Source organism: Marinobacter aromaticivorans, from assembly GCF_002806975.1.
Lineage (GTDB): Bacteria > Pseudomonadota > Gammaproteobacteria > Pseudomonadales > Oleiphilaceae > Marinobacter > Marinobacter aromaticivorans.
Map to the genome: position 1 here is coordinate 50,441 of NZ_NIHD01000004.1, position 21,436 is coordinate 71,876.

Sequence of the window (21,436 nt, forward strand, 5' to 3'; positions counted from 1 at the left end):
GATCACGTTGATGGTACCATGAAGCCGGCGTAACAATAAATTTCTCTCTGATACCCGGTCTTGCAACGGCAGGATGCGGTAAAGAGCCCTATGTTGAGTGAGTGGAGGTTGTTTGCCGATTATGGCCAGTAGCGATTCCAGCAAAACAGGTAAAGACGGTGTGTTCAAGGTTGATTCACCATTTGAGCCGGCAGGCGATCAGCCAAAAGCGATTGCCGGGCTGGTGGATGGTATTCATTCCGGCCTGGCGCACCAGACACTGCTGGGTGTTACCGGCTCGGGTAAGACCTATACCGTGGCCAAGGTGATTGAGTCGGTGCAGCGACCGACCATTGTCATGGCCCACAACAAAACCCTGGCGGCGCAGTTGTACGGCGAGTTTCGCGAGTTTTTTCCGGACAATGCCGTGGAATACTTCGTGTCCTACTACGATTACTACCAGCCCGAGGCTTACGTTCCCTCGTCTGATACCTTTATCGAGAAAGATGCCTCCATTAACGAACACATCGAGCAGATGCGGCTGTCTGCCACCAAAGCGCTGCTTGAACGCCCGGACGCGATCATTGTGGCAACGGTATCCGCCATTTACGGCTTGGGTGATCCCAAATCCTACCTGAAAATGATGCTGCACCTGGACCGGGGCGACAAGATAGACCAGCGCCATATCCTGCGCCGGCTGGCTGAACTGCAGTACACCCGCAACGATATTGAGTTTCATCGAGCCAACTATCGGGTGCGTGGCGATGTGATTGATGTGTTTCCGGCAGAATCGGAAAAAGAAGCGATCCGCATTGAGTTGTTCGATGATGAAGTGGAAAACCTCAGTTATTTCGATCCGCTCACCGGCGAAGTGCTGCGGCGTGTTCCCAGGGTTACGATCTATCCGAAATCCCACTATGTAACCCCGCGCCAGACCGTGCTGGATGCTGTGGAGCGTATTAAAGTCGAGCTGGATGAACGTTTGCAGCAACTGCGGGACAACAACCGCCTGGTGGAGGCCCAGCGCCTGGAGGAACGCACCCGCTACGATATGGAAATGATGAACGAGCTGGGCTACTGCAATGGTATCGAGAACTACTCTCGCTATCTCTCGGGCCGGCAACCCGGGGAAGCGCCCCCGACATTGTTTGATTATCTGCCGCCGAATGCACTGCTGGTTGTTGATGAATCCCATGTGACCATTCCGCAAATCGGCGCCATGTACAAAGGCGACCGCTCCCGGAAGGAAACCCTGGTGGAGTACGGTTTTCGGTTACCCTCTGCCCTGGATAACCGCCCCATGCGGTTTGATGAGTGGGAGCGTATTGCGCCCCAGATGATCTTTGTGTCTGCCACGCCTGCCAACTACGAGGCAGAGCATGCAGGCCAGGTGGTTGAGCAGGTTGTCAGGCCTACCGGCCTGCTGGACCCGGAGATTGAAGTACGGCCGGCCTCTACGCAGGTAGATGACCTGCTGTCCGAGATCCATGCCCGGGTCAGGGTTAAAGAGCGGGTTCTTGTTACCACGCTGACCAAGCGTATGGCGGAAGATCTCACGGACTTTTTAATGGAGCACGATATCCGTGTGCGTTACCTGCACTCGGATATCGATACGGTTGAGCGGGTCGAGATCATCCGCGATTTGCGCCGGGGCGAGTTCGACGTGCTTGTTGGTATTAACCTGCTGCGTGAGGGCCTGGATATGCCGGAAGTGTCCCTGGTCGCCATTCTGGACGCCGACAAGGAAGGTTTCCTGCGTTCCGAACGTTCCCTGATCCAGACCATTGGCCGCGCGGCCCGGAATCTCAGTGGCAAGGCCATTCTTTATGGCGACAGGATTACCGGCTCCATGCAGCGGGCCATTGACGAAACAGAGCGTCGGCGCGCCAAACAGGCCGAGCACAATGAACTCCACGGCATCACGCCCAAGGGGCTTAACAAGAGCATTGCCGATATCATGGAGGGTGCGGGAGGCGTCGGTGGCCGTGGCCGGCGTAGGGCTGAACGGCCCGGGGAAAAAGCGGCTGAAGAAGCCGAGCAGTACCGGGCAAAGGTTGGCGGCCGTTCGCCACAGGAATTGCTCAAAGAGGTCGCACGCCTTGAGGACGAGATGTACAAGGCTGCGTCGGAGCTGGATTTCGAGGCCGCTGCTCGCTTGCGGGATGAGATCTCAGACCTCAAGGAAGCCGCGCTGAGGACCGGGTGAGCTGGCGGTGCGGGTTTTTCTCAGCGTTTGGGGCCAACAATAACAGCGGCCTGGAGCGGCTGGTTGCGGCCATACCGTGAAATTCTGCTGAAAACCCGCTTATCCACTGGCAGGTATTGTTTGTCGGCCACGGTTTCGCCGTCGTCAACGTCAATATCCGGGTCGTGCAGGTAAACAAACTGCTCGTCTATGGCGCACACCGTTACCCAGTGGGGTACCCGGCTACGGTTCAGTTGCCAGGTACTGATCAGAATCACCGGGATCTGGCCGTTATGAAGCGCCTGCTCCATGGCTTCCAGAGTGAGCGGGGCGTGGTGTAACCGGATCCCTGTCTGGCTGATATCCTTCAGAAAGCCCTCATGCACCAGCTCAAGAACGCGTTTTTTATCGTTATTGCGTACAGTGTCCTGGAACAGGGGGCCTTCTGTGCTCACCCAGGCACTGGCTTCAAAACCGCGCTTCCAGGCTGAGAGGGCAAGGCCGTGGGGGCCGCAGCCGCCATGCCCGGCCAGCATGAAAATTGTCGTTGCCTCACGCCAGATTCGGAGTTCTTCCAGAGTGGTGAGCGGTTGTTCTTCGTCAAGCGCTGCCATGGCCATGATCAATGCGGCCGGGCCACAGGAGAAGTCGGTGGTCTGAGGGTAATAGGGCACGGGCAGGAACTCCCGTGAGGGCTCATAAAACAGTATGCGGCGTTCGAAACGCAGAGCCGTGCCATGGTCTTCGTAATAATCCCGGTAAGTGCCGAACTGGCGATAGCCCAGTCGCTTATAGAGGGTAATGGCACCGCTGTTATCTTCCCGCACCTCCAGGCGCATGAGAATACGGCCAGCCGATGCCGCTTCATGCTCTGCCGTTTTTATCAGCTGTTCACCAATGCCATGTCCGCGGGCCGTTGGCAGTACGGCAATGGAATAGATGCGGGCCAGGCGGGTTGCCGCACTCATCAGAACCAGGCAGTAGCCCAGGAGTTCGCTGGCACCTTCATGCGTGGTCTCGGCCACGATCAGCCTGTCCCGCGGCATCTCGATAAAACGCCGGAAACTGCGGCGCGACAGCCGGTCTTCTGTAAAACAGCGCTGTTCAAGTTGCAGAAGCGCGTTCAGGTCATCGCTGGTGGCTTGCCGAAGGTGCAGTTTGGACATGTATGAGAAGGCCTTGGGGATATCGGCTCGGGCGTGCTCTCGGGCTTCCCGTGTGCCGCTATTATGTTAGAGAGTCGAGCCCGGGAATATAAGTTGTTTATGCGTAAAAGCACGCATTGTCGGCTGATTGTTCCAACCCGCGAAGCGGCGTATTGTTGCGACCATTGCTCTTGGCAACTACCTCCCGGGAGGACCGCCGCGAATGTCCCGCTTGCTTATCGTTGTAGATCGCACCAAAGACTGGGCACCTTACTATCCCAGCGAAGACGTACTGAGCTTTGATCAGTACCTTCAGTTTTCTGCGCCACCGGCCACCCGCGTGCGTGTTATCAACCTGTGCCAGAGCGCCAGATATTTAAGCCGTGGTTACTACTGTTCCTTGTTGGCTGAAGCCCGAGGGCACCACGTAGTGCCATCGGTGATGACACTGAACGACCTGAGCCGCAAGGGCCTGTTCTCCCTTGAGCTGGAGGAGCTGGATGCCAGCGTCATTAACTGGCTGGAGTCTGCAGGTTCGGCGATTGACCCTGCCAGCGACGAGCGCAATGCTACCCATGAGGTAAGGATTCGAACTTATTTCGGGCAGACTGAACACCCGGATCTCAAGCCGGTTGCAAGGGCGCTGTTCGAACGGTTCCCCAGCCCGATTCTGGAGGTTGTGTTCCGCCGCAGAAAGGCCTGGCAAATTGAATCCATGAAGCCGGCTGCGCCTGCGGATCTGGAGGAAAGCGAACAGGACACGTTTGCAACCGCACTGGACCGCTTCAGCAGCATGGTGTGGCGCAAGCCAAGAACTCGCCGCCGTTATCGTTTTGACCTTGCGGTGCTGGTCAACCCGGAGGAAGAAATGCCGCCGAGTGATGCGGTGGCCCTGAAGCGCTTTGAAAAAGCCGGCCGCAAACTGGGTATAAACGTAGAGCAGATTACCCGCCGGGATTACATGCGGCTGCCCGAATACGACGGCCTGTTCATTCGCGAGACCACGGCCATTGATCACCACACCTATCGTTTTGCCCGCAAGGCAGCAGCCGAAGGCATGGTGGTCATTGATGATCCGGTGTCGATTCTCAAGTGCACAAACAAGGTTTTTCTGGCGGATTTGCTGAAAAACAACAAGGTGCCAACCCCCAGAACTCTGATTTTATCCAAAGACCAGAAAGATGCCGTGGAGCAGGTTATCCAGGAGCTTGGTTTCCCGGCGGTTATCAAGATACCGGATGGTGCCTTTTCGCGGGGCGTTACCAAAGCGGAAGATGAGAAATCCCTGCGCGCGGGGCTGAAAGACCTGTTCCGGCAGTCCGCACTGGTACTGGCGCAGGAGTATCTGTACACCGATTACGACTGGCGCATCGGTGTGCTCGGGGGGCGTGCCATCTACGCCTGCAAATATATGATGGTAAAGGGCCACTGGCAGATTTATCAGCATGGCGAGTCAGCGAGCCAGAGTGGTGGGTTTGAGACCATGCCCACGTACGAAGTGCCGAGAAACGTAATACAGGCAGCGCTGAATGCCACGCGGCTGATCGGTAACGGGCTTTACGGCGTTGATATCAAGCAGTCCGGGAGCCGGGTAGCGGTTATCGAAGTTAATGACAACCCGAGTATTGATGCGGGCGTTGAAGATCGTTTTCTGGGGGGCGAGCTCTACACGCTGGTTATGCAGGAATTTCTTTCCAGAATGGAAGAAAACCGCCGGCGGTAACAAGGCAGTCGATACGGATTGCCGGTTTATGGGCCGGCTACCCAGACTCTCACGCTGCCAAACCACGGGTAATCCTCAAGGCGACTTCGGGCGTTTTCCAGCGTAAACACGCCTTGCGGGTCGGGCTCATCGAGAAAGATCTCCACGTGCAGTTTGTTTCTGAGATAGTGAAGCCTCAAACGGCTGCGCTGGGGAATTTCCCCCAGATTCTCCGCGATGATTTTCTTCACTTCAGCACGTGAGGGCAGTGATTCGGAAGGGGGGTGCTGATCTTCGTCGTTTTCGGCATCAATGTGAAAGTTGATGTCGATAATATTCTCCAGTGCCTCACGCATGCCAGCCACCACCCGCATGCCAATCTGGTGTCCCTCGGATACACTGATTTCCGGGCGCACTACCAGATGAATATCCAGCAGAATGTCCTGACCCATCTTGCGGCTGCGCAGCTCATGCACATTGAGTACACCGTCTGTATTACGGGCAATGGTTTTCAGCATTTCGGTGTTGTCCGGAGATAGCCCGGTGTCCACAAGTTCCTGGAAACTGTCCCAGGTAAACTTCCAGCCTATATGAATGATAATGGCCGCAACCGCAACCGCTGCAAGCACGTCCAGCCATGGAAATCCGAGCATTGCGCCGGCTGTTGATGCCAGAACCACCAGGGATGAAAAGGCGTCGGTACGGCTGTGCCAGGCATTGGCAATGATCAGGTCTGAGCGAATAGCCTCGCCAATGTGGCGGGTATAATGGAAGATCCACTCCTTGCCAAGAACAGACACGCCAGCAGCAACCAGCACTGGCCATCCCGGTGTGTTTTCAATACTCCCTTCGAACAACCTCAGAGTGTTTTCCCAGGCAAGTGCTGCCCCTACGGCAATCAGGATACTGCCAAGAACGAGCGTGCCAAAGGTTTCAATGCGCTGATGGCCGTAGGGGTGATTCTCATCCGGTTCCTGGCGGGACAGTTTCATCACACCAAGAACTACAAGGTCGGATGCTACATCTGTGAAGGAGTGAACACCGTCAACAAAAAGAGCCTGGGAATGAAACAGGGTACCGCCGATGACTTTTATGACACCCAGAAAAGCATCGAGAATCATTCCTATAACAGTAACCCGCGATGCCGCTTTCATTTCCCTCGCGAGATTGTCACGGTTGAGTTGGGCCGGTGAAGCGGGTTGCTGCATTCAAAGAGCTCCGGGTCGGATATCGACGGGTAGTATAGCTTTACTCCCGGCAAATGTTGAAAAACCGCCGGGAGATGCCTTGATAAGCGGTTTTTTGCCGTATTTGCGTTTGATTTATGCACATCATACCAGTAGCGCAGTTGAATGACAGGTTGTTCACAATTTCTGACATTTAAAGTTGAAATTTAATAAGTTATTGAAAATAAGAGGAAAATAAACTGATCAAAAAATGATCAATCTGTAGATTGGCGCAGATCACAAGGGATTCGCAACGTTGCACCGCGATTTTCAACAGGGTTATCCACAGATTCCGTGGAAAAGCTCCCGAGAGCGCAAAAATACAGGTGTTTAGCGCTGTCTTTTATGTAAACGAGTCGCTGTGGAAAACTTCCGGTATACTCGCGGCCAGATTTTACTGAGGAGCTTTCAGATGTACGGTGTTATCCGAAACCTGCTTTTCCGATTACCTCCCGAGCAGGCACACTCTGTCGCTTTGAACGGTCTGGATCTGGCGTACAGGTTACGTGTACTGGGTGCTTTTTCCCCACAGGCAGATGCGCTGCCAGTGAAGGTTATGGGGCTGGATTTCCCCAACCCGGTGGGGCTTGCAGCAGGGCTGGATAAAAACGCCGATCATGTGGACGCGTTGGGCGCGCTCGGTTTCGGGTTTATAGAAGTCGGTACAGTTACGCCGCTGCCACAGCCGGGTAACCCCAAACCCCGCATGTTCAGGTTGCCGGAGCATACGGCCATTATTAACCGGATGGGATTTAACAACGAAGGCCTGGAACACTTGCTGGAGCGGGTGGGCAAGCGAAGGTACAAGGGAATTCTCGGTATTAACGTAGGCAAGAACAAAGATACGCCAAACCAGGAATCCGAGTCGGATTACCGCAAGGGCATCGCGGCGGTATACACCCGCGCAGACTATATTACCGTGAACGTATCGTCACCCAACACACCCGGCTTGCGTGATCTTCAGTTTGGTGACTCGCTGAAAAGCCTGCTTCACGCCATTAAAGATGAACAGCTCAGTTGTCAGAAGCAGCATGACCGATATGTACCCGTTGCTGTAAAAATCGCACCGGATATGGACGACGAGGGAATCCGGTTTGTTGCAATGGCCCTGAAAGAAGCAGGGCTGGACGGGGTTATTGCGACCAACACCACCATCAGCCGCGATGCCGTTGCCGGTCATCGGCACGCACAGGAGCCGGGAGGGCTCAGTGGTGCCCCGGTTCGTGAGGCATCATTGAGAGTTATTCAGGGGCTGTATGCAGAACTTGGTAACGAATTGCCAATTATCGGTGTGGGCGGCATTACAGACGGTAAGAGTGCCGCTGAAAAAATACGGGCGGGTGCAAAACTGGTCCAACTCTATACCGGCTTTATTTACAGAGGGCCAGAGCTTATCCGTGAGTCGGTTGAAGCGATACGAAAGCTCGGGTAGCACCTGGGCAGCCCAACGAAAATGGGCCCGTATTACGGGCCCATTCGGGGGTTTAACCCCCTGGCGCTTCATCAGCGCGTTGTACGGGGCGGGTGGCCCCGTTATGGTTGCTCTGATTACTGCATCAAATTGTGTAAAAAAGATCAGATTAAGATTTCGGGGTTTCGACGAACATCACGCTGTTGTGACATTGGCCAGTTTATGAATACCGGAAACGCCGGTCATGCCTTCCCATTGATCTGTGCGGCCTTCTCGCCACCCGTTCAACCATTCCTGGCGAACCTCTGCCTGTTCGAGCGGGCAGCTGTCTTTGGATTTGCCAGACACGCCAGCGAGATAACCCCGCTTGAATGCGCGAGCATACATGTCTCTTTTCTGTCTTTTCATGCCGTTCCTCACTAATGGATTAACAGAACAAGCGTGTACACTTCTGCAGTGGCTATGGCATATGGAATCCACTCCGGGATAACCCACTATTGCCAGCTCCAGCCAGAGCAGTCAGGATCCTGTTAACGAAAGGGTGTTACCCTTCCCGAACGACGCGTCAAGTACAAGGTAAGCTTAACCTCGAGCAGAAGTACACTATCATTTTGGACTATAAATACTGCTTTTTAGACTGTTTCTGAATATTAAAATTACCCCGAACCTTTGAACGCTGCGATTCCCGCAACTTACCGGGGATGGCTCAAGAACCTGGAGTTGAACTTGTCCAAACATGTCTATTTCGTAACCTGCCCGAAAGGGGTTGAATACCTTCTGGCGGACGAACTCAGCACCTTTGGTCTGGGGCTGGTGCGAAACGCACCTGCAGGCGCCTGGGTAGACGGCTCGCTGGAAGCCGGTTACCGGGCCTGCCTTTGGTCCCGCCTCGCTAACCGGGTCATTCTTCATATTGATGAAGTGGCTGCTACCAGCGCAGATGAATTATACGATGGCGTAGTTCACCTCGACTGGCAGCAGCACATTCCGGTCGCTGGCAGTTTTCGCGTCAATTTTATTGGCGAAAACGAAGCTATTCGCAACACCCAGTTTGGTGCTCAGCGTGTAAAAGACGGCATAGTGGACCGCTTTACCATGAGTGGCGGTAAGCGCCCGGCGGTAGAGGCGAAAACGCCGGATGTGACGGTTTCCGCGCGGTTGCACCGTGGGCGGCTGGCGCTGGGTATCGACATCAGTGGGCATAGCCTGCATCAGCGTGGGTACCGCACCGAACAGGGGCTGGCGCCCCTTAAAGAAAATCTGGCCGCGGCGTTATTGCTGCGTGCAGGCTGGCCTGAGATTGTGGCCGCAGGTGGCGATTTTGTGGATCCCATGTGTGGTTCAGGCACTTTGGTGATTGAAGCTGCCATGATGGCGCTCGATATAGCGCCAGGCCGCCGCCAGGAGCGTTTCGGTTTTGAAAAATGGCTTGGGCATCAACCGGACATCTGGCTGAACTTGCGCCAGGAAGCTGAAAAACGGGCCTATGAGGGCAAGCAGGCCCGAATACCCGGGTTTCTCGGGTTTGATCAGGACAGCCGGGTTATTTCCACTGCCCGCAATAACGCGCAGCGCGCAGGCCTTGATGGCCTTGTCAGATTCGAGACCCGTGCGGTTGAAGAACTGGCGCTCGGCGACGATCGGGCCAAAACCGGACTGGTTCTGGTAAATCCGCCTTATGGCGAACGCCTTAGCGACAGAAAAGCACTCGCCAGTCTTTACGAATCACTGGGCGATGCGGTGAAAAAGGCGGCTTCAGGTTGGCGCCTTGGTGTGTTTACCGGTGCTCCGGAATTTGGCAAGTCTGTCGGCCTGCGCAGTTTCAAGCAGTACAAACTGTTCAACGGCAAGCTGCCCGCACAACTTCTGTTGTTCACCATAGACGATGCCAGTGTGCGCGTTCCGCGGGAGCCTGCAGTTCCTGGTGAAGTTCAGCCCCGGATTGCGAATGAAGAGCGTGCAGCCATGCTGCGCAACCGGCTTAAGAAAAACATGAAAAGCATAGGCCAATGGGCGCGCAAGCAACAAATATCCTGCTATCGCCTGTACGATGCGGACATGCCGGAGTATGCGCTGGCGATCGATATCTACGACGGCAGGGTGCACGTGCAGGAATATGCCGCCCCCAAGTCTATTGATGAACACTCAGCCCGGGAACGCCTGGCTGAAGCATTGGCAGTCATTCCCGAGGCCTTGGGCATCGCGCGGGATCAAATGGTTTGCAAGCAGCGTCAGCGCCAGGCAGGTACCAGCCAGTACGAAAAACAGGATGCCAGTGGTGAGTTCTTTCAGGTTCAGGAGCATGGTTGCACCCTGAAAGTAAATCTCAGGGATTACCTGGACACCGGTTTATTCCTGGATCACCGGCCAGTGCGCCACTGGATCCAGCAGAATGCTCATGGCAAGCGTTTTCTGAACCTGTTCTGTTATACCGGCGCTGCGACAGTTCATGCGATCGTTGGCGGTGCCAGCCGCTCGCTGAGCCTGGATTTGTCGAAAACATACGTAAGCTGGGCTCAGGACAATCTGGCGCTGAACAGGGCGGACCCCCGAAAACACAGGGTAGAGCAGGTGGATTGCCTTGCCTGGCTTGCGGCAAAGCCGACACCTGATCAGGTTTACGATCTGATCTTCATGGACCCGCCGACCTTTTCCAACTCTGCCCGCATGGCGGGCGTTCTGGATGTACAGAAGGATCACAGCAGGCTTATCCGGCAGGCCATGGCCAGGTTAAGCTCAGACGGGTTGCTGATTTTTTCCAATAACTTCCGGCGTTTCAAGCTGGATGAATCACTGGCACCGGAGTTTGACGTGGAGGAAGTAACTGCCAGTACGCTGGACAAGGATTTTCAGAGGAACCCGCGGATTCACCGTTGCTGGCACATCCGCCACAGTGCGTGAAGCGGCAGCCTGACGCGGTGTTCGTCGTCAGAATTCGTATTTGAGGCCGGCGGAAAACTGGAAGGTGTTGGCGTCTGTGCCTGTGTCCTTGAACAGTCTCCCACCCTCAAACACCAGGTAGGTATCGCTGACTAGCTCGACATCCATGCCGAGCACCCAGCTTATACTGAAGCTGCTGTCCGGGAAATCGCCTTCCAGGTCCCGGAACTGGGCATTCTGTTTCTCGTCCGTATTGGTGAGCTCGGCACTGCCGTGAATAAAGGAAAAGCCAGCCTGGGCGTACAGGTTAGCGTAGTCGGTAACAGGGTAGTGCAAGCCTATGTACCAGCTGGCGAAGTAATCGACGGAAAGCGTCAGGTCGCTGCCGGGCACCTCGGCATCGCGATACCCGCCACCGGCCCGCAGCTCGGCGTGGAACAGGTCATTAATGTGGCTGCCGAAAACGATTGTGCCGCCGCTACCCGTGGCTTTCTCATTCGAGGCGCTGCCTATGGAGCGATGGTTGAAGGCGGTTACCAAAAGGCCGACATAGTGCTTGTCTGCCCTTGGTATGTCCTGGGCCAGCGCTGACTGAGCGGGCATCAGACAGATCGTTACTAACGCAAGCAGCAGGTGTGATCGCACAACCTTTTTCATTGTTATCGGGTTTCCTGACATGGGCGGTTAGGGGCTGAGTTTGCCTTGTGTAACCGATTGTTACGTCGACCCGTGTCACAGTTTAGTCCTCCTCAAGCAGGCCGTTTTCCCGGGCCATCAATAACAGGGCGTAAACTCCGTTTTCCGGCAGTTGCGGTTCCAGGCTTTCCTCAAAAAGAAGCTGACGGCGGCGCTCTTCCAGGGCATCACTGTCAAGGCCGGTAATGAGTTCTGTAATGGGCGCAACTTCAAACGGTGCGTCCTGCTCCATGGCGCTGAAAATCAGATCCACCAGGATTTCGTCCGGGTCCAGGCCGTCTACGTACACTGTCAGGTCTGGCAGGTCCTGGTGCAACTCGTGAACAAGTTCGAGTAATGGCACACCCTGTTCTTCCAGGTAATGCAGATCAATGTCGCCAAGGTCGCCGTCCTCTGGCAGCCATTCGTCTGCGGGGGCAATGACCACGGTTTTCATCTGGCCGTCTTCAAGTGACCAGGCGATGGCTGTCGGGAACAGAGCGTCGTCAGTCTGGCAGTATTCTATGTCGAGGAATCTTGGTACCGGCATATCTGGTTCCTTCTGCTGCTTCTGGCAGGTAATGTGTGTTGAAATCACGCTCCGGGTGAGCAAAGTTTCCTGCCCTGGTATGAGGTGTCGGGGCTTCATGCCATACTAGACCCCGTCTGGCTAATCCTTATCATTCTATCAGGGACACCATGGAACACGCTGAATTCAACAAAGATTTACTGAAGTTTCTCAATGCATCTCCCACACCCTGGCATGCAGTGGCTACCATGAAACAACGGCTGGATGCAGCCGGTTTTGAGGAGCTGGATGAAAAAGATGACTGGTCTCTTGTGCATAATCGTGGCTATTACGTGATTCGTAACGGCTCTTCTATTGTTGCGTTTCGTACCGGTGCTCAGGATGCTGCTGCATCGGGCATCCGCATGGTGGGTGCTCACACAGACAGCCCGTGCCTGAAGGTAAAGCCCAACCCGGAACTGCGCCGTAAAGGTTTTTTCCAGCTGGGTGTCGAGGTCTATGGTGGTGTTCTGATGAACCCCTGGTTCGACCGGGACCTTTCGCTGGCCGGCAGAGTGACGCTTCTCGACGGCCAGGGCAGGATGCTGGATACGCTGGTTGATTTCCGCAAACCCGTGGCATTTATTCCCAGCCTTGCAATCCACCTGGACAGGGAAGCGAACACCAGCCGCACGGTGAATGCGCAAACCGACCTCCCGCCGGTGCTGATGCAGGTTCCGGAAGAGGATACGACCGGGTTTGACGAGTTATTGAGCCAGCAGATTGCCAGCGACTCCGGCACTAAAGTGCGCAAGATTCTGGGCTATGAACTGGCCTTTTATGACGCTCAGGAAGCCGGGTTTGTCGGGTTGCGTGACGAATTCATTGCGTCAGCGCGGCTGGACAACCTGTTGAGCTGTTATATTGGACTGCAGGCATTATTGAACACCTCCGGTGAGGAAGCCGCGTTGCTGGTGTGTAATGACCATGAAGAAGTAGGCAGCGTATCTTCCGAGGGCGCACAGGGGCCGTTCCTGTCTGCCATTCTTGACCGCTGGTGTGGGGCAGGGAAGGTTAAAGCCATTGCCCGTTCCATGATGATCTCGGCAGACAACGCCCATGGTGTGCATCCGAATTACCTGGATAAACACGATGAAAACCACGGCCCCGTTCTGAACAAGGGCCCGGTGATCAAGGTCAATCATAATCAACGCTATGCCACCAACAGTCGCTCAGCCGGTGTTTACCGGCACATCAGTGATGAGTTGGGGTTGCCTCACCAGACTTTTGTGGTGCGCAGCGATATGGCTTGCGGAAGCACAATCGGACCGCTCACAGCAGCTAACCTGGGGGTGACAACCCTGGATATCGGTGTGCCGCAGTTCGGCATGCACTCGATTCGTGAGCTGATTGGTACTGAGGATGGTTTTACGCTGTTCCGCGTGCTGACTGAGTTCATGCAGCGGAAGCAGGTTTTCTGATTGGATGGCTCCCCGAGCTGGGCTCGAACCAGCGACAAACGGATTAACAGTCCGTTGCTCTACCAACTGAGCTATCGGGGAACAGCGTTAAGTCGGGCGGCATCTTAAGCGCTTTGCATTACCCGGTCAACCCCCTGATATAAAAGGTCAAAATTTGTACCGAAGTATGGCTCATCAATATCGTCCTCCACCCTGGCTGCGCAGTGGCCATGTCCAGTCTGTGTGGCCGTCCCTGTTTCGCAGGGTAAAGGTGGAAAGTCCGGAAACGGAAGTGCTGGCAACAGCCGACAACGACGAGCTTCATCTGGACTGGTATCGCCAGCGCAGCAACCGCCTGGCGATTATCTCTCACGGGTTGGAGGGGCATAGCCGGAGGCCTTATGTGCAGGGATTGACGAGAGCACTCCTGGCCGAAGGCTGGGATGTTCTGGCCTGGAACTTCCGCTCCTGCGGCGGTGTGATGAACCGGCAGCCGAGGTTCTATCACAGCGGCGCTACGGAAGATCTGCGGCATGTGGTCGGGCACGGCCTGGCTCAGGGCTATAAAACCGTGTTTCTGTCCGGTTTCAGCATGGGGGGCAACCTCACACTGCTGTATCTCGGCGAGCAGGGGGAGCGCGTTGACAGCCGTATCTGTGGCGCGGTGGCCTATTCGGTGCCCTGTGATCTGGCGGGCAGCGCAAACATGCTGGCGCTGCCCAGTCGAAAGATTTACATGCAGCGGTTCTTACGTGATCTCCGTGCAAAAATGGAGGAAAAGGCGCAAAAATTTCCCGATCTTATCGACGTTTCCGGTTTTGACGGGATTCAGAGCTTTCACCAGTTTGATGATCGCTATACCGCCCCGCTTCACGGGTTCAAGGATGCCGCAGATTACTGGGCCCAATGTTCGGCGCTGGGCCGACTGAAAGACATACGGGTACCCGCGCTGATGATTAACGCAGCAGACGATCCTTTTCTGTCACCTGAATGCTTCCCCGAATCGCCCTCTGTGCTTGGGGCGCACGTTCGCCTGGATGCACCGAAGTGGGGTGGCCATGTGGGATTTGTGGAACATGGCCGTGACGGATATTACTGGTCGGAGCGCCGTGCTCTCGCGTTTCTGCAAGGCGTGGTGTGATTGGCCGGGTGCGGGTTCACTCAAGAAGCGGCTTCAGCACCGGCCACACATTGTCCAGCAGCCTGGGCTGGGCTTCTGCAGTGGGGTGAATGCCGTCATCCTGCATCAGGTTTTCTTTGTTGTAGATGCCGTCGAGAAAAAAAGGAACCAGAGCAGTGTCGTAGCTGTCTGAAAGCGCTGGAAAGATATCGGCGAACATCTGTGTGTAACGCTCACCGTAGTTCGGGGGTATTTGCATGCCCACCAGAACGGCGCGGGCTCCCGAGTCCTGCACATGTTCAACCATTGCGGCAAGGTTGGATTTGATTACGCCGGGAGGAAAGCCGCGAAGGCCGTCGTTCCCGCCCAGTTCGATAATAACCACGGAGGGACTGTTCTTCTCAAGCAAATCGGGTAAACGGCGAACGCCACCATCTGTGGTTTCGCCGCTGATGCTGGCATTGACTACGTTCCAGTTGCTCAGCCCGTTGTCTTGCAGGCGTTCGCGCAGAAGTTGTACCCAGGCTGTTTCCGAGGGAACGCCGTAGGCCGCGCTGAGGCTGTCACCGACAATCATCAGCGTTTGCTGGCCCGCCATTACAGGCACGGCCATTACCGCCACCAGCAAGAAGGTCATAGATCTCAAGTACAGCAAGACTTTATGCATAGACAATCCGTATACCGTGATAAATAAACCTGTTTTTTCCGGGAGCCCCGTGAGCAAGATGCACTCTTCAAATTCTGACAGCCAGCAACTGATGCTGCGCGTAGAAAACCTGACCCACCGTGTTAGCCTGGAATCAGATACGTTGACGATATTGAAGGGGGTCAGCCTTGAAATCAATCGGGGAGAATCCGTAGCTATTGTGGGCCGGTCGGGTTCCGGGAAAACCACACTGCTGGGGTTGCTGGCGGGCCTCGATACGCCAACTGAAGGCACCGTAGAGCTTGATGGCTCCACCATCAGCCGGCTGAGCGAAGATGAACGCGCCCGCCTGCGGGCTCACCGGGTTGGCTTTGTATTCCAGTCTTTTCAGCTGTTGCCGGCACTGACCGCTTTGGAAAACGTGATGCTGCCGCTGGAACTGGCCGGCATGGATACACCGGAAAAACGCGCCCGTGAACTCCTGCAGCGAGTCGGTCTGGGCGAACGGCTCACCCATACGCCGCGGCAGCTTTCCGGCGGGGAGCAGCAGCGGGTAGCCATTGCAAGGGCGTTTGCTTCGGACCCGGCAATTCTGTTTGCAGATGAGCCTACCGGTAACCTGGATAACCGCACAGGCCAGGATATTTCAGATCTGTTGATGGCGCTGAACCGGGAGCAGGGCACAACGCTGGTAATGGTTACACACGATGAACAGCTGGCTGCGCGTTGTGACCGACAGTTTCATATTGAAGCGGGCGAGTTGACAGAGCCGGTCGCCGAGAAGGAGTTCGCTGACTGATGGCCGCTGCAAAAAAACTGATGTCGGTGCGCCGTGACTGGCGTGAGAGAGACGTGCGAGTGGTACTCGCGGCCCTGATTATTGCTGTAGCCACGGTGGCCACCATTGCGCTGTTCGCGAGCCAGTTACAGCGAACCCTGGTGTCCTCTGCCAGTTCCTTCCTGGCCGCAGACCGGCAACTGGAAGCCGAAAACGGGCGCCCGGTGCCTGAATCCTGGATTACCGAAGCGATGGAGCGCGGGCTTGAAACTGGCCGTATGGTGGAGTTTTCTACCATGGTATTCGGCAGTGATGCCTTTCAGCTTGTGTCGGTAAAAGCGGTCAGTAACGAATACCCCCTGCGGGGAGACCTCGAAATACAGGAAACCTCCGAAGGTTCCAGAAAACAGGTGCAGCGGGGGCCGGCGCCAGGAGAGGTCTGGGTCAATCCGCGGCTCTTGCGGCTGCTGGATATACGCATAGGGGACACCCTGGAAGTGGGCAGCAGGAACCTGACGGTTTCCGGCCTGCTGCTACGGGAGCCAGACGGCGGGTTCAGCCTCTCTGCGCTGGCGCCCCGGGTGATGATGCACGTAGACGACGTTGCCTCCACCGGTGTGATTCAGGAGGGCAGCCGGGTTGAATATGTGTATTTATTCGCCGGAGCCGATGAGGCGCTCGAAGCTTATTACCAATGGTTGCAGCCCCGGCTGGGGCCGAGCCATGAATGGGAGGGCGTTCGCGACGGCGAAACCTTCTCCCGCTCTCTGGATAGGGCTGAGAGCTTTCTGCTACTGGGCGGAAGCCTGGCAGTGTTGCTGGCTGCCGTGGCCGTTGCTGTTGCCAGTCGCCAGTATGCGTTATCTCAACGTGATACCGTAGCTCTGCTTAAAACCCTGGGGTTGGGGAGTTCCGGTATCGGAAATCTCTATCTGAAGCGGCTTGCACTCTGGGGAGTAACCGGCATGGCTGGTGGACTTGTGGTCGCCATTCCGCTGTTCTGGTTGCTTACCCGCTTGCTGAGCGAGGCGCTGGACAGACCGGTAGAGTTTCAGCTGGATTCATCCGCACTCACGCCGGCGCTTCTTACCGCACTGATTTCCTTGTTTGCATTTGCTTATCCACCCATCCGGCGCCTGAGAAATGTGCCGGCCATGCGCGTTTTACGCAGTCAACCGGGTGAAACAGGCCGTGAAGCCTTGCCGGATATGCTGATTGCCATTGTGGCCGTGTTTGGGCTGGTGTGGCTCTATGCCGGCGAGCTTTCGCTGGTGATTTCCCTGCTGGGCGCCCTTGCGCTGTTGCTCGGTGCCCTTGGGCTGCTCGGCTGGCTTCTGGTAGCTACATTGAGAAAAGTCCGCGGAGGAGGTCATTCCTGGCGCCTGGCGCTGGTCGGTCTGTACCGCCATCGCCGCGCCAGCCTGTCGCAGATTGCCGTGTTTGCCATGACCCTTATGCTGGCAACCACACTGATTCTGGTGCGCACCTCGTTACTGGATGACTGGCAGGCACAGCTTCCGGATGATGCCCCCAATCATTTCCTGATCAATATTGCCCCGGATGCGGTGGATGAGGTTGCCGGCTTCTGGCAAGAGCGCGGACAGCCGCTGGACCAGCTTTACCCAATGGTGCGGGGCCGGTTAACGGAACTCAATGGCCAGCCGGTGAAAGAGGTCGTGAGCAAAGATCAGCGGGTAGGCGCCCTCAACCGGGAACTGAACCTGACCTGGATGGAGTCCCTTCCGGAGGACAACAGGATTGTACAAGGCAGCTGGTTTGAGAAGGGGCAGAAAGAAGGCGTTTCAGTGGAGGCAGAGCTGGCAAGCACACTTGGGCTGGCTTTGGGGGATGAGCTTACCTTCACCATTGGTTCCGACAAGGTCACTGAAACCGTTACCAGCATTCGCACGGTTCAGTGGGACAGCATGAAACCCAATTTTTACATGGCGTTCCCACCGGAGGGCGGGCTTACCGCCATGCCGGCCACCTGGATTACCAGTTTTTACCTGCCAAAGGACAAGAAAAACGCACTCAACGAGTTCTCGCGGCGTTTCCCGACGGTTTCCCTGTTGGAAATCGATAACATTATCGAGCGGATCCAGGAGATTGTCCGGCAGGTTACCCAGGCCATAGAAGCGATTCTGGTGCTGATACTGGCTGCGGCGTTGGTGGTAATGGCAGCGGTGGTAAGCGCCACGCTTCAGGATCGCCAGCGGGAAGGGGCGCTCCTGCGAACGCTGGGTGGTCGCCAGAGCCTTCTGGTGCGCAGCACCGTGCTGGAGTTTGCGTTGCTTGGCGGCTTCGCCGGCATTCTCGGGGTTGCTGCGGCCGAAGCTGCAGTGTGGGCGTTGCAGTTCCGGATGTTTGAAGGGGCGTTCAGCTGGCACTGGCAGGTTGTTTTGCCGGTTCCGGTGATCAGTGCCGTAGTACTGGCCTTGTTTGGCCGCTGGCAGCTAACGCCCGTGCTGCGCGTGTCGCCAATGTTGCTGCTGCGCAGGCTTGAGTAAAACAGGGTCCGCTCGGCGGACCCTGTTTCACCGTTCAGAGATTTCAGGCCCAGGCGCGCTGCAGCACGGCTCGCGCGTCCTTCAATGACACCTCTTTCGGATTGAACATGATGGAACCATCGTCCAGCGCCATCTCGGCAATGTGGTCCAACTGATCTTCCGAAACCTTGCCCGTTTCCTTCAGGGTTCTGGGCAACTGGCAACGCTTGTATAGCGCATCCCGCAGCTTGCGCAGGGCTGAAATACTGGCCTCGGCGCGGCGGCTGGCGGGCGTGGCGGCGTATATCTCCGGCCCTTCCAGATACAGCAACAGCTCTCCCAGAGGCTGGCGTATGGTTTCCAGGTTGTACTCGAGTACGTAAGGCAGGTACAGGCTCATACACAGGCCGTGGGGCAGGTGACAAATGGCGCCGGTGGCGTGGCCAAGAGAGTGCACCAGCCCGACCATGGAATTGGAAAACGCAATGCCGGCCATGGTTGATGCTTGGGCCAACTCAAGCCGGCCATCGCTGTCTTTCGGATTGTCCATTACGTGCAAAAGGGATTGGCTGACTTTTTTGATAGCCGCCGTGGCGTACGCATCGCTCAGTGGGTTTTTTGCCATGCAGGTAAAAGATTCCACCGCGTGGGTCATGGCATCCATCGCCGTTGCGGCGGTGATGTGGGGTGGCAGCGTCAGCGTCATGCGGGGGTCGATAATGGCCGCATTGGGCAGCAGGAACGAGGAGGTAAAAGGCAGTTTGACGCCTTTCTTCTCATCGGTAATCACCGCAACGGATGTAACTTCGGAGCCGGTTCCTGCGGTGGTGGGTACCACAAAAAACGGTTTGAGCGGATGCTTCAGAACGCCTGCACCTGCATACTTGGCAATATCAGTGCCACCCTCGGACACCAGAATATTCACCGCTTTACCGGTGTCGATCGCGGAACCGCCGCCGACCGCGATAATCGAGTCACACTTTTCCTTGCGGTAAATAGCGGCGATATCGCGAACCACGGTGGTTGAGGAATCGGGGGGTACATCGTCGTAAATGCTGATGATTTCCAGGCCGCTTTCTTCGCAAGCTGCAATCACAGGATCCAGCAGACCGGCGGCGCGAACGCCTTTATCGGTCACAATCATCGGGCGTTTGGCAGCCAGCCCTGTCAACTCGTAAGGAATGTGTTCAAGGGCGGCTTTTCCGGCAATGACTTTTACCGGGCAGAAGAACTCATAGTAAGTGTTGGTCATCAGGCTCTCGCTGTCTGAACAAAGTGAGTGGCAACTTTCAGGTAAATCTGTGCAGCACTGATCAGTTTTTCCGGGAGATGCAGGTTCTCCGGGTACTCTTTCACTGCACGTTTGGCAATGATTTTTGGCAGAATGAACGACTCCAGCCGGTTGAGTATCCGGGTCATGCGCACGGCATAACTTACATCGCCATCCACCAGCATGCGGTCGTTGGCAAAGGCAACAGCCGTTTTTTCCTGGAATGACAGCACCAGGAAAGCGTGGGCGATGTGTTTGAACTTGATGGAAACGTCCGCCGGGCGTGGCGCTGAACCGCCATGGTAGTGGAACCTGCCGTTACCGATGTGTTCAACAATCAGTTTTGCACCCTCGGGCATCACCATCATTTCAAACAGGAACCCTTTTGGCAGTGCTTGCGCCTCTCCCTGCACTTCGCTATCAACCTCACTGACCGCCTGAAGAGCCCGCCCCATAACCTGGAACATAAGCTCGACATACAGGCGCCGTGCCTGGAAAGCCAGAGGCTGAATACGTTTTGCTAACATGTCCGTCACCCGATTTTGGTTAGTGATAACTGATTTTTAGAGTTATTGCTCTAGAAGTCAATGATCATGTTGACGATTAACCGTGAGTGTGCCGGCAAACCTTTCCCCCTGAATGAAAAAAGGCCCGAATCCTCAGCAGGGTCCGGGCCTTCTCAGATAATGCCGTCGGGTAATGTTACCGGGTAAGTGCTGCCAGTTTCCGGCGAGCCTCCTCAGCGACATCACCGCTGGATTCCGCTGCCTTGCTGTAATAGGCAATAGCCTGCTCGCGGTTATTGGCCTTCACTGCAACATCGCCAAGCCGGAGGAAAGCAATGGATGTGGGCACCACCTCGTTCGCCCGGGTCAGGTTTTCCCGCGCCTTGTCCAGATTATTGAGCTTCAGTGCATTCAGGCCATTGTGCAGGCGGTACACAAACATCTCCGGGTAAATGGAAACTGCTTTGTCAAAATCGGCTGCGGCCTTCTCAGGCCTGTTCTGCTCCTGATAGATACGGCCACGCAGGGAATAGAACATGGCTTCGCGGGGCAAAAGGTTGATGGCCTCGTTGATCTTTTTCAGCGCCGCATCCATATTGCCTTCCGAAGCCAGCTTCATGGCCTGGTCATGGGCATCGTAGGCAGGCTGGACCTCGCGCAATGTGGCTGTTTTCTTCCTGTAAACATCGGCCCCGCGATAGCCACCCGCTCCTATCTTTTTCACCAGCTCGCTGTTCTCGCGAACACGCTTGGCGGAGGGTGGGTGTGTGGCAAAAAGACCGTCGATAAACCCTGGCTCCTGACCCCTGGAAAGTTCAAGAAAGAGCTCCTGCAGCTCCACGGCGGCTTGCGGATCGTAGCCGGCTTCTTTCATATAGAGAATGCCGTAATGATCCGATTCCAGCTCGTCGCCCTGGCCATATTGCGCCAGAGCGAGCTGCGCCCCCAGAGCGGCACCGCCCATAAGCAGGCCTGCCCATTCGTTGTCGGACAGGGCAAAACCAAGACCAGCCACGCCTGCACTGATCAGCATGCCCTGTTGCATGCGCTGAACACTGTGGCGGGCGGCAGCGTGAACGATTTCGTGGCCCAACACGGAAGCCAGTTGCGCTTCGTCATCCAGCTTGGTCAGCAACCCCCTGTTAATGGCAATCTTGCCGCCGGGCAAAGCCCAGGCATTGGGAACGCTGTTGTTCAGCACCACAAATTCGTAGGGCAGGTCAGGGCGGTCACTTACCCGCGCCAGCTTTTCGCCTACCTCTCTGACGTATAACGTAAGCTCCGGATCAATGTAAAATTGCCCGCCCTGGGTTTGCTGGGTGGGCGTATACTGCTCAGCACCCATGGCAAGTTCCTGGCCTTCGCCAATCAGCGAAAGTTGCTTCTCGCCGGTTACAGGGTTTACAGAACACCCTGTAAGCACCAGCATTAGCGCCAGAACTGGAAAACAGCGTTGCAA

Annotated in this window: 17 protein-coding genes and 1 tRNA gene; 8 read left to right on the forward strand and 10 right to left on the reverse strand. The window is 56.0% G+C overall.

What is annotated here, in order from left to right; all coding sequences use genetic code 11:
• The first annotated feature begins 121 nt into the window (after nt 1-121).
• Nucleotides 122-2,185, forward strand: a complete 2,064-nt coding sequence (gene uvrB / locus CDH48_RS07715) for an excinuclease ABC subunit UvrB (RefSeq protein ID WP_100688166.1) — start codon at nt 122-124, stop codon at nt 2,183-2,185.
• 20 nt (nt 2,186-2,205) lie between these two features.
• On the opposite strand, the gene CDH48_RS07720 is transcribed toward uvrB, so the two are convergent.
• Complete coding sequence (locus CDH48_RS07720; protein ID WP_100688167.1) at nt 2,206-3,330, reverse strand: GNAT family N-acetyltransferase/peptidase C39 family protein; 1,125 nt, start codon at nt 3,328-3,330, stop codon at nt 2,206-2,208.
• Nucleotides 3,331-3,532: 202 nt separating this feature from the next.
• Between CDH48_RS07720 and CDH48_RS07725 the strand changes: the two genes are divergently transcribed.
• Complete coding sequence (locus CDH48_RS07725; protein ID WP_100688168.1) at nt 3,533-5,032, forward strand: RimK family protein; 1,500 nt, start codon at nt 3,533-3,535, stop codon at nt 5,030-5,032.
• A gap of 26 nt (nt 5,033-5,058) precedes the next feature.
• On the opposite strand, the gene CDH48_RS07730 is transcribed toward CDH48_RS07725, so the two are convergent.
• On the reverse strand, nt 5,059-6,219 hold the full coding sequence (locus CDH48_RS07730; protein WP_100688169.1) for a cation diffusion facilitator family transporter: 1,161 nt from the start codon (nt 6,217-6,219) through the stop codon (nt 5,059-5,061).
• Between the two features lie 430 nt (nt 6,220-6,649).
• Here CDH48_RS07730 and CDH48_RS07735 point away from each other — a divergent pair, with 430 nt between their 5' ends.
• Nucleotides 6,650-7,669 (forward strand): quinone-dependent dihydroorotate dehydrogenase, encoded by a 1,020-nt coding sequence (locus CDH48_RS07735; RefSeq protein ID WP_100688170.1) that lies wholly within the window; start codon nt 6,650-6,652, stop codon nt 7,667-7,669.
• 174 nt (nt 7,670-7,843) lie between these two features.
• Here CDH48_RS07735 and rmf read toward each other — a convergent pair whose 3' ends face one another.
• Nucleotides 7,844-8,056: a ribosome modulation factor gene (gene rmf / locus CDH48_RS07740; protein ID WP_099619549.1), complete on the reverse strand. Its 213-nt coding sequence runs from the start codon at nt 8,054-8,056 to the stop codon at nt 7,844-7,846.
• Between the two features lie 318 nt (nt 8,057-8,374).
• Here rmf and rlmKL point away from each other — a divergent pair, with 318 nt between their 5' ends.
• Entirely contained in the window at nt 8,375-10,549 is a 2,175-nt protein-coding gene (gene rlmKL / locus CDH48_RS07745; RefSeq protein ID WP_100688171.1) for a bifunctional 23S rRNA (guanine(2069)-N(7))-methyltransferase RlmK/23S rRNA (guanine(2445)-N(2))-methyltransferase RlmL, read from the forward strand.
• 27 nt (nt 10,550-10,576) lie between these two features.
• Here rlmKL and CDH48_RS07750 read toward each other — a convergent pair whose 3' ends face one another.
• Both CDH48_RS07750 and CDH48_RS07755 read right to left on the reverse strand, forming a co-directional pair.
• A complete protein-coding gene (locus CDH48_RS07750) occupies nt 10,577-11,185 on the reverse strand; it encodes an outer membrane beta-barrel protein (protein WP_100688172.1) in 609 nt (202 codons plus the stop codon).
• A gap of 82 nt (nt 11,186-11,267) precedes the next feature.
• A complete protein-coding gene (locus CDH48_RS07755) occupies nt 11,268-11,753 on the reverse strand; it encodes a hypothetical protein (protein ID WP_100688341.1) in 486 nt (161 codons plus the stop codon).
• A 149-nt stretch (nt 11,754-11,902) separates the two neighbouring features.
• Here CDH48_RS07755 and CDH48_RS07760 point away from each other — a divergent pair, with 149 nt between their 5' ends.
• Nucleotides 11,903-13,192, forward strand: a complete 1,290-nt coding sequence (locus CDH48_RS07760) for a M18 family aminopeptidase (RefSeq protein ID WP_100688173.1) — start codon at nt 11,903-11,905, stop codon at nt 13,190-13,192.
• A gap of 5 nt (nt 13,193-13,197) precedes the next feature.
• On the opposite strand, the gene CDH48_RS07765 is transcribed toward CDH48_RS07760, so the two are convergent.
• A tRNA-Asn gene (locus tag CDH48_RS07765) sits at nt 13,198-13,273 on the reverse strand.
• A gap of 73 nt (nt 13,274-13,346) precedes the next feature.
• On the opposite strand from CDH48_RS07765, the gene CDH48_RS07770 reads away from it, so the two are divergent.
• Nucleotides 13,347-14,312, forward strand: coding sequence for a YheT family hydrolase (locus CDH48_RS07770; RefSeq protein ID WP_227521002.1), 966 nt, complete (start codon nt 13,347-13,349; stop codon nt 14,310-14,312).
• A gap of 16 nt (nt 14,313-14,328) precedes the next feature.
• Here CDH48_RS07770 and CDH48_RS07775 read toward each other — a convergent pair whose 3' ends face one another.
• Nucleotides 14,329-14,958 carry an arylesterase gene (locus CDH48_RS07775; RefSeq protein ID WP_100688175.1) on the reverse strand — a complete coding sequence of 210 codons (630 nt, stop codon included), beginning with the start codon at nt 14,956-14,958 and terminating at the stop codon, nt 14,329-14,331.
• A 58-nt stretch (nt 14,959-15,016) separates the two neighbouring features.
• Here CDH48_RS07775 and CDH48_RS07780 point away from each other — a divergent pair, with 58 nt between their 5' ends.
• On the forward strand, nt 15,017-15,736 hold the full coding sequence (locus CDH48_RS07780; RefSeq protein WP_100688176.1) for an ABC transporter ATP-binding protein: 720 nt from the start codon (nt 15,017-15,019) through the stop codon (nt 15,734-15,736).
• Complete coding sequence (locus tag CDH48_RS07785) at nt 15,736-18,222, forward strand: ABC transporter permease (RefSeq protein WP_100688177.1); 2,487 nt, start codon at nt 15,736-15,738, stop codon at nt 18,220-18,222. The genes CDH48_RS07780 and CDH48_RS07785 overlap by 1 nt, the downstream gene beginning before the upstream one ends.
• A 43-nt stretch (nt 18,223-18,265) precedes the next feature.
• Here the strand turns inward: CDH48_RS07785 and CDH48_RS07790 are convergent, their stop codons facing one another.
• From CDH48_RS07790 to CDH48_RS07800, 3 genes are all read right to left on the reverse strand, one after another.
• On the reverse strand, nt 18,266-19,453 hold the full coding sequence (locus tag CDH48_RS07790; protein WP_100688178.1) for an iron-containing alcohol dehydrogenase: 1,188 nt from the start codon (nt 19,451-19,453) through the stop codon (nt 18,266-18,268).
• Complete coding sequence (locus tag CDH48_RS07795; RefSeq protein WP_100688179.1) at nt 19,453-19,998, reverse strand: hypothetical protein; 546 nt, start codon at nt 19,996-19,998, stop codon at nt 19,453-19,455. The genes CDH48_RS07790 and CDH48_RS07795 overlap by 1 nt, the downstream gene beginning before the upstream one ends.
• Before the next feature lie 175 nt (nt 19,999-20,173).
• On the reverse strand, nt 20,174-21,406 hold the full coding sequence (locus CDH48_RS07800) for a M48 family metalloprotease (protein WP_100688342.1): 1,233 nt from the start codon (nt 21,404-21,406) through the stop codon (nt 20,174-20,176).
• Between the last annotated feature and the right edge of the window lie 30 nt (nt 21,407-21,436).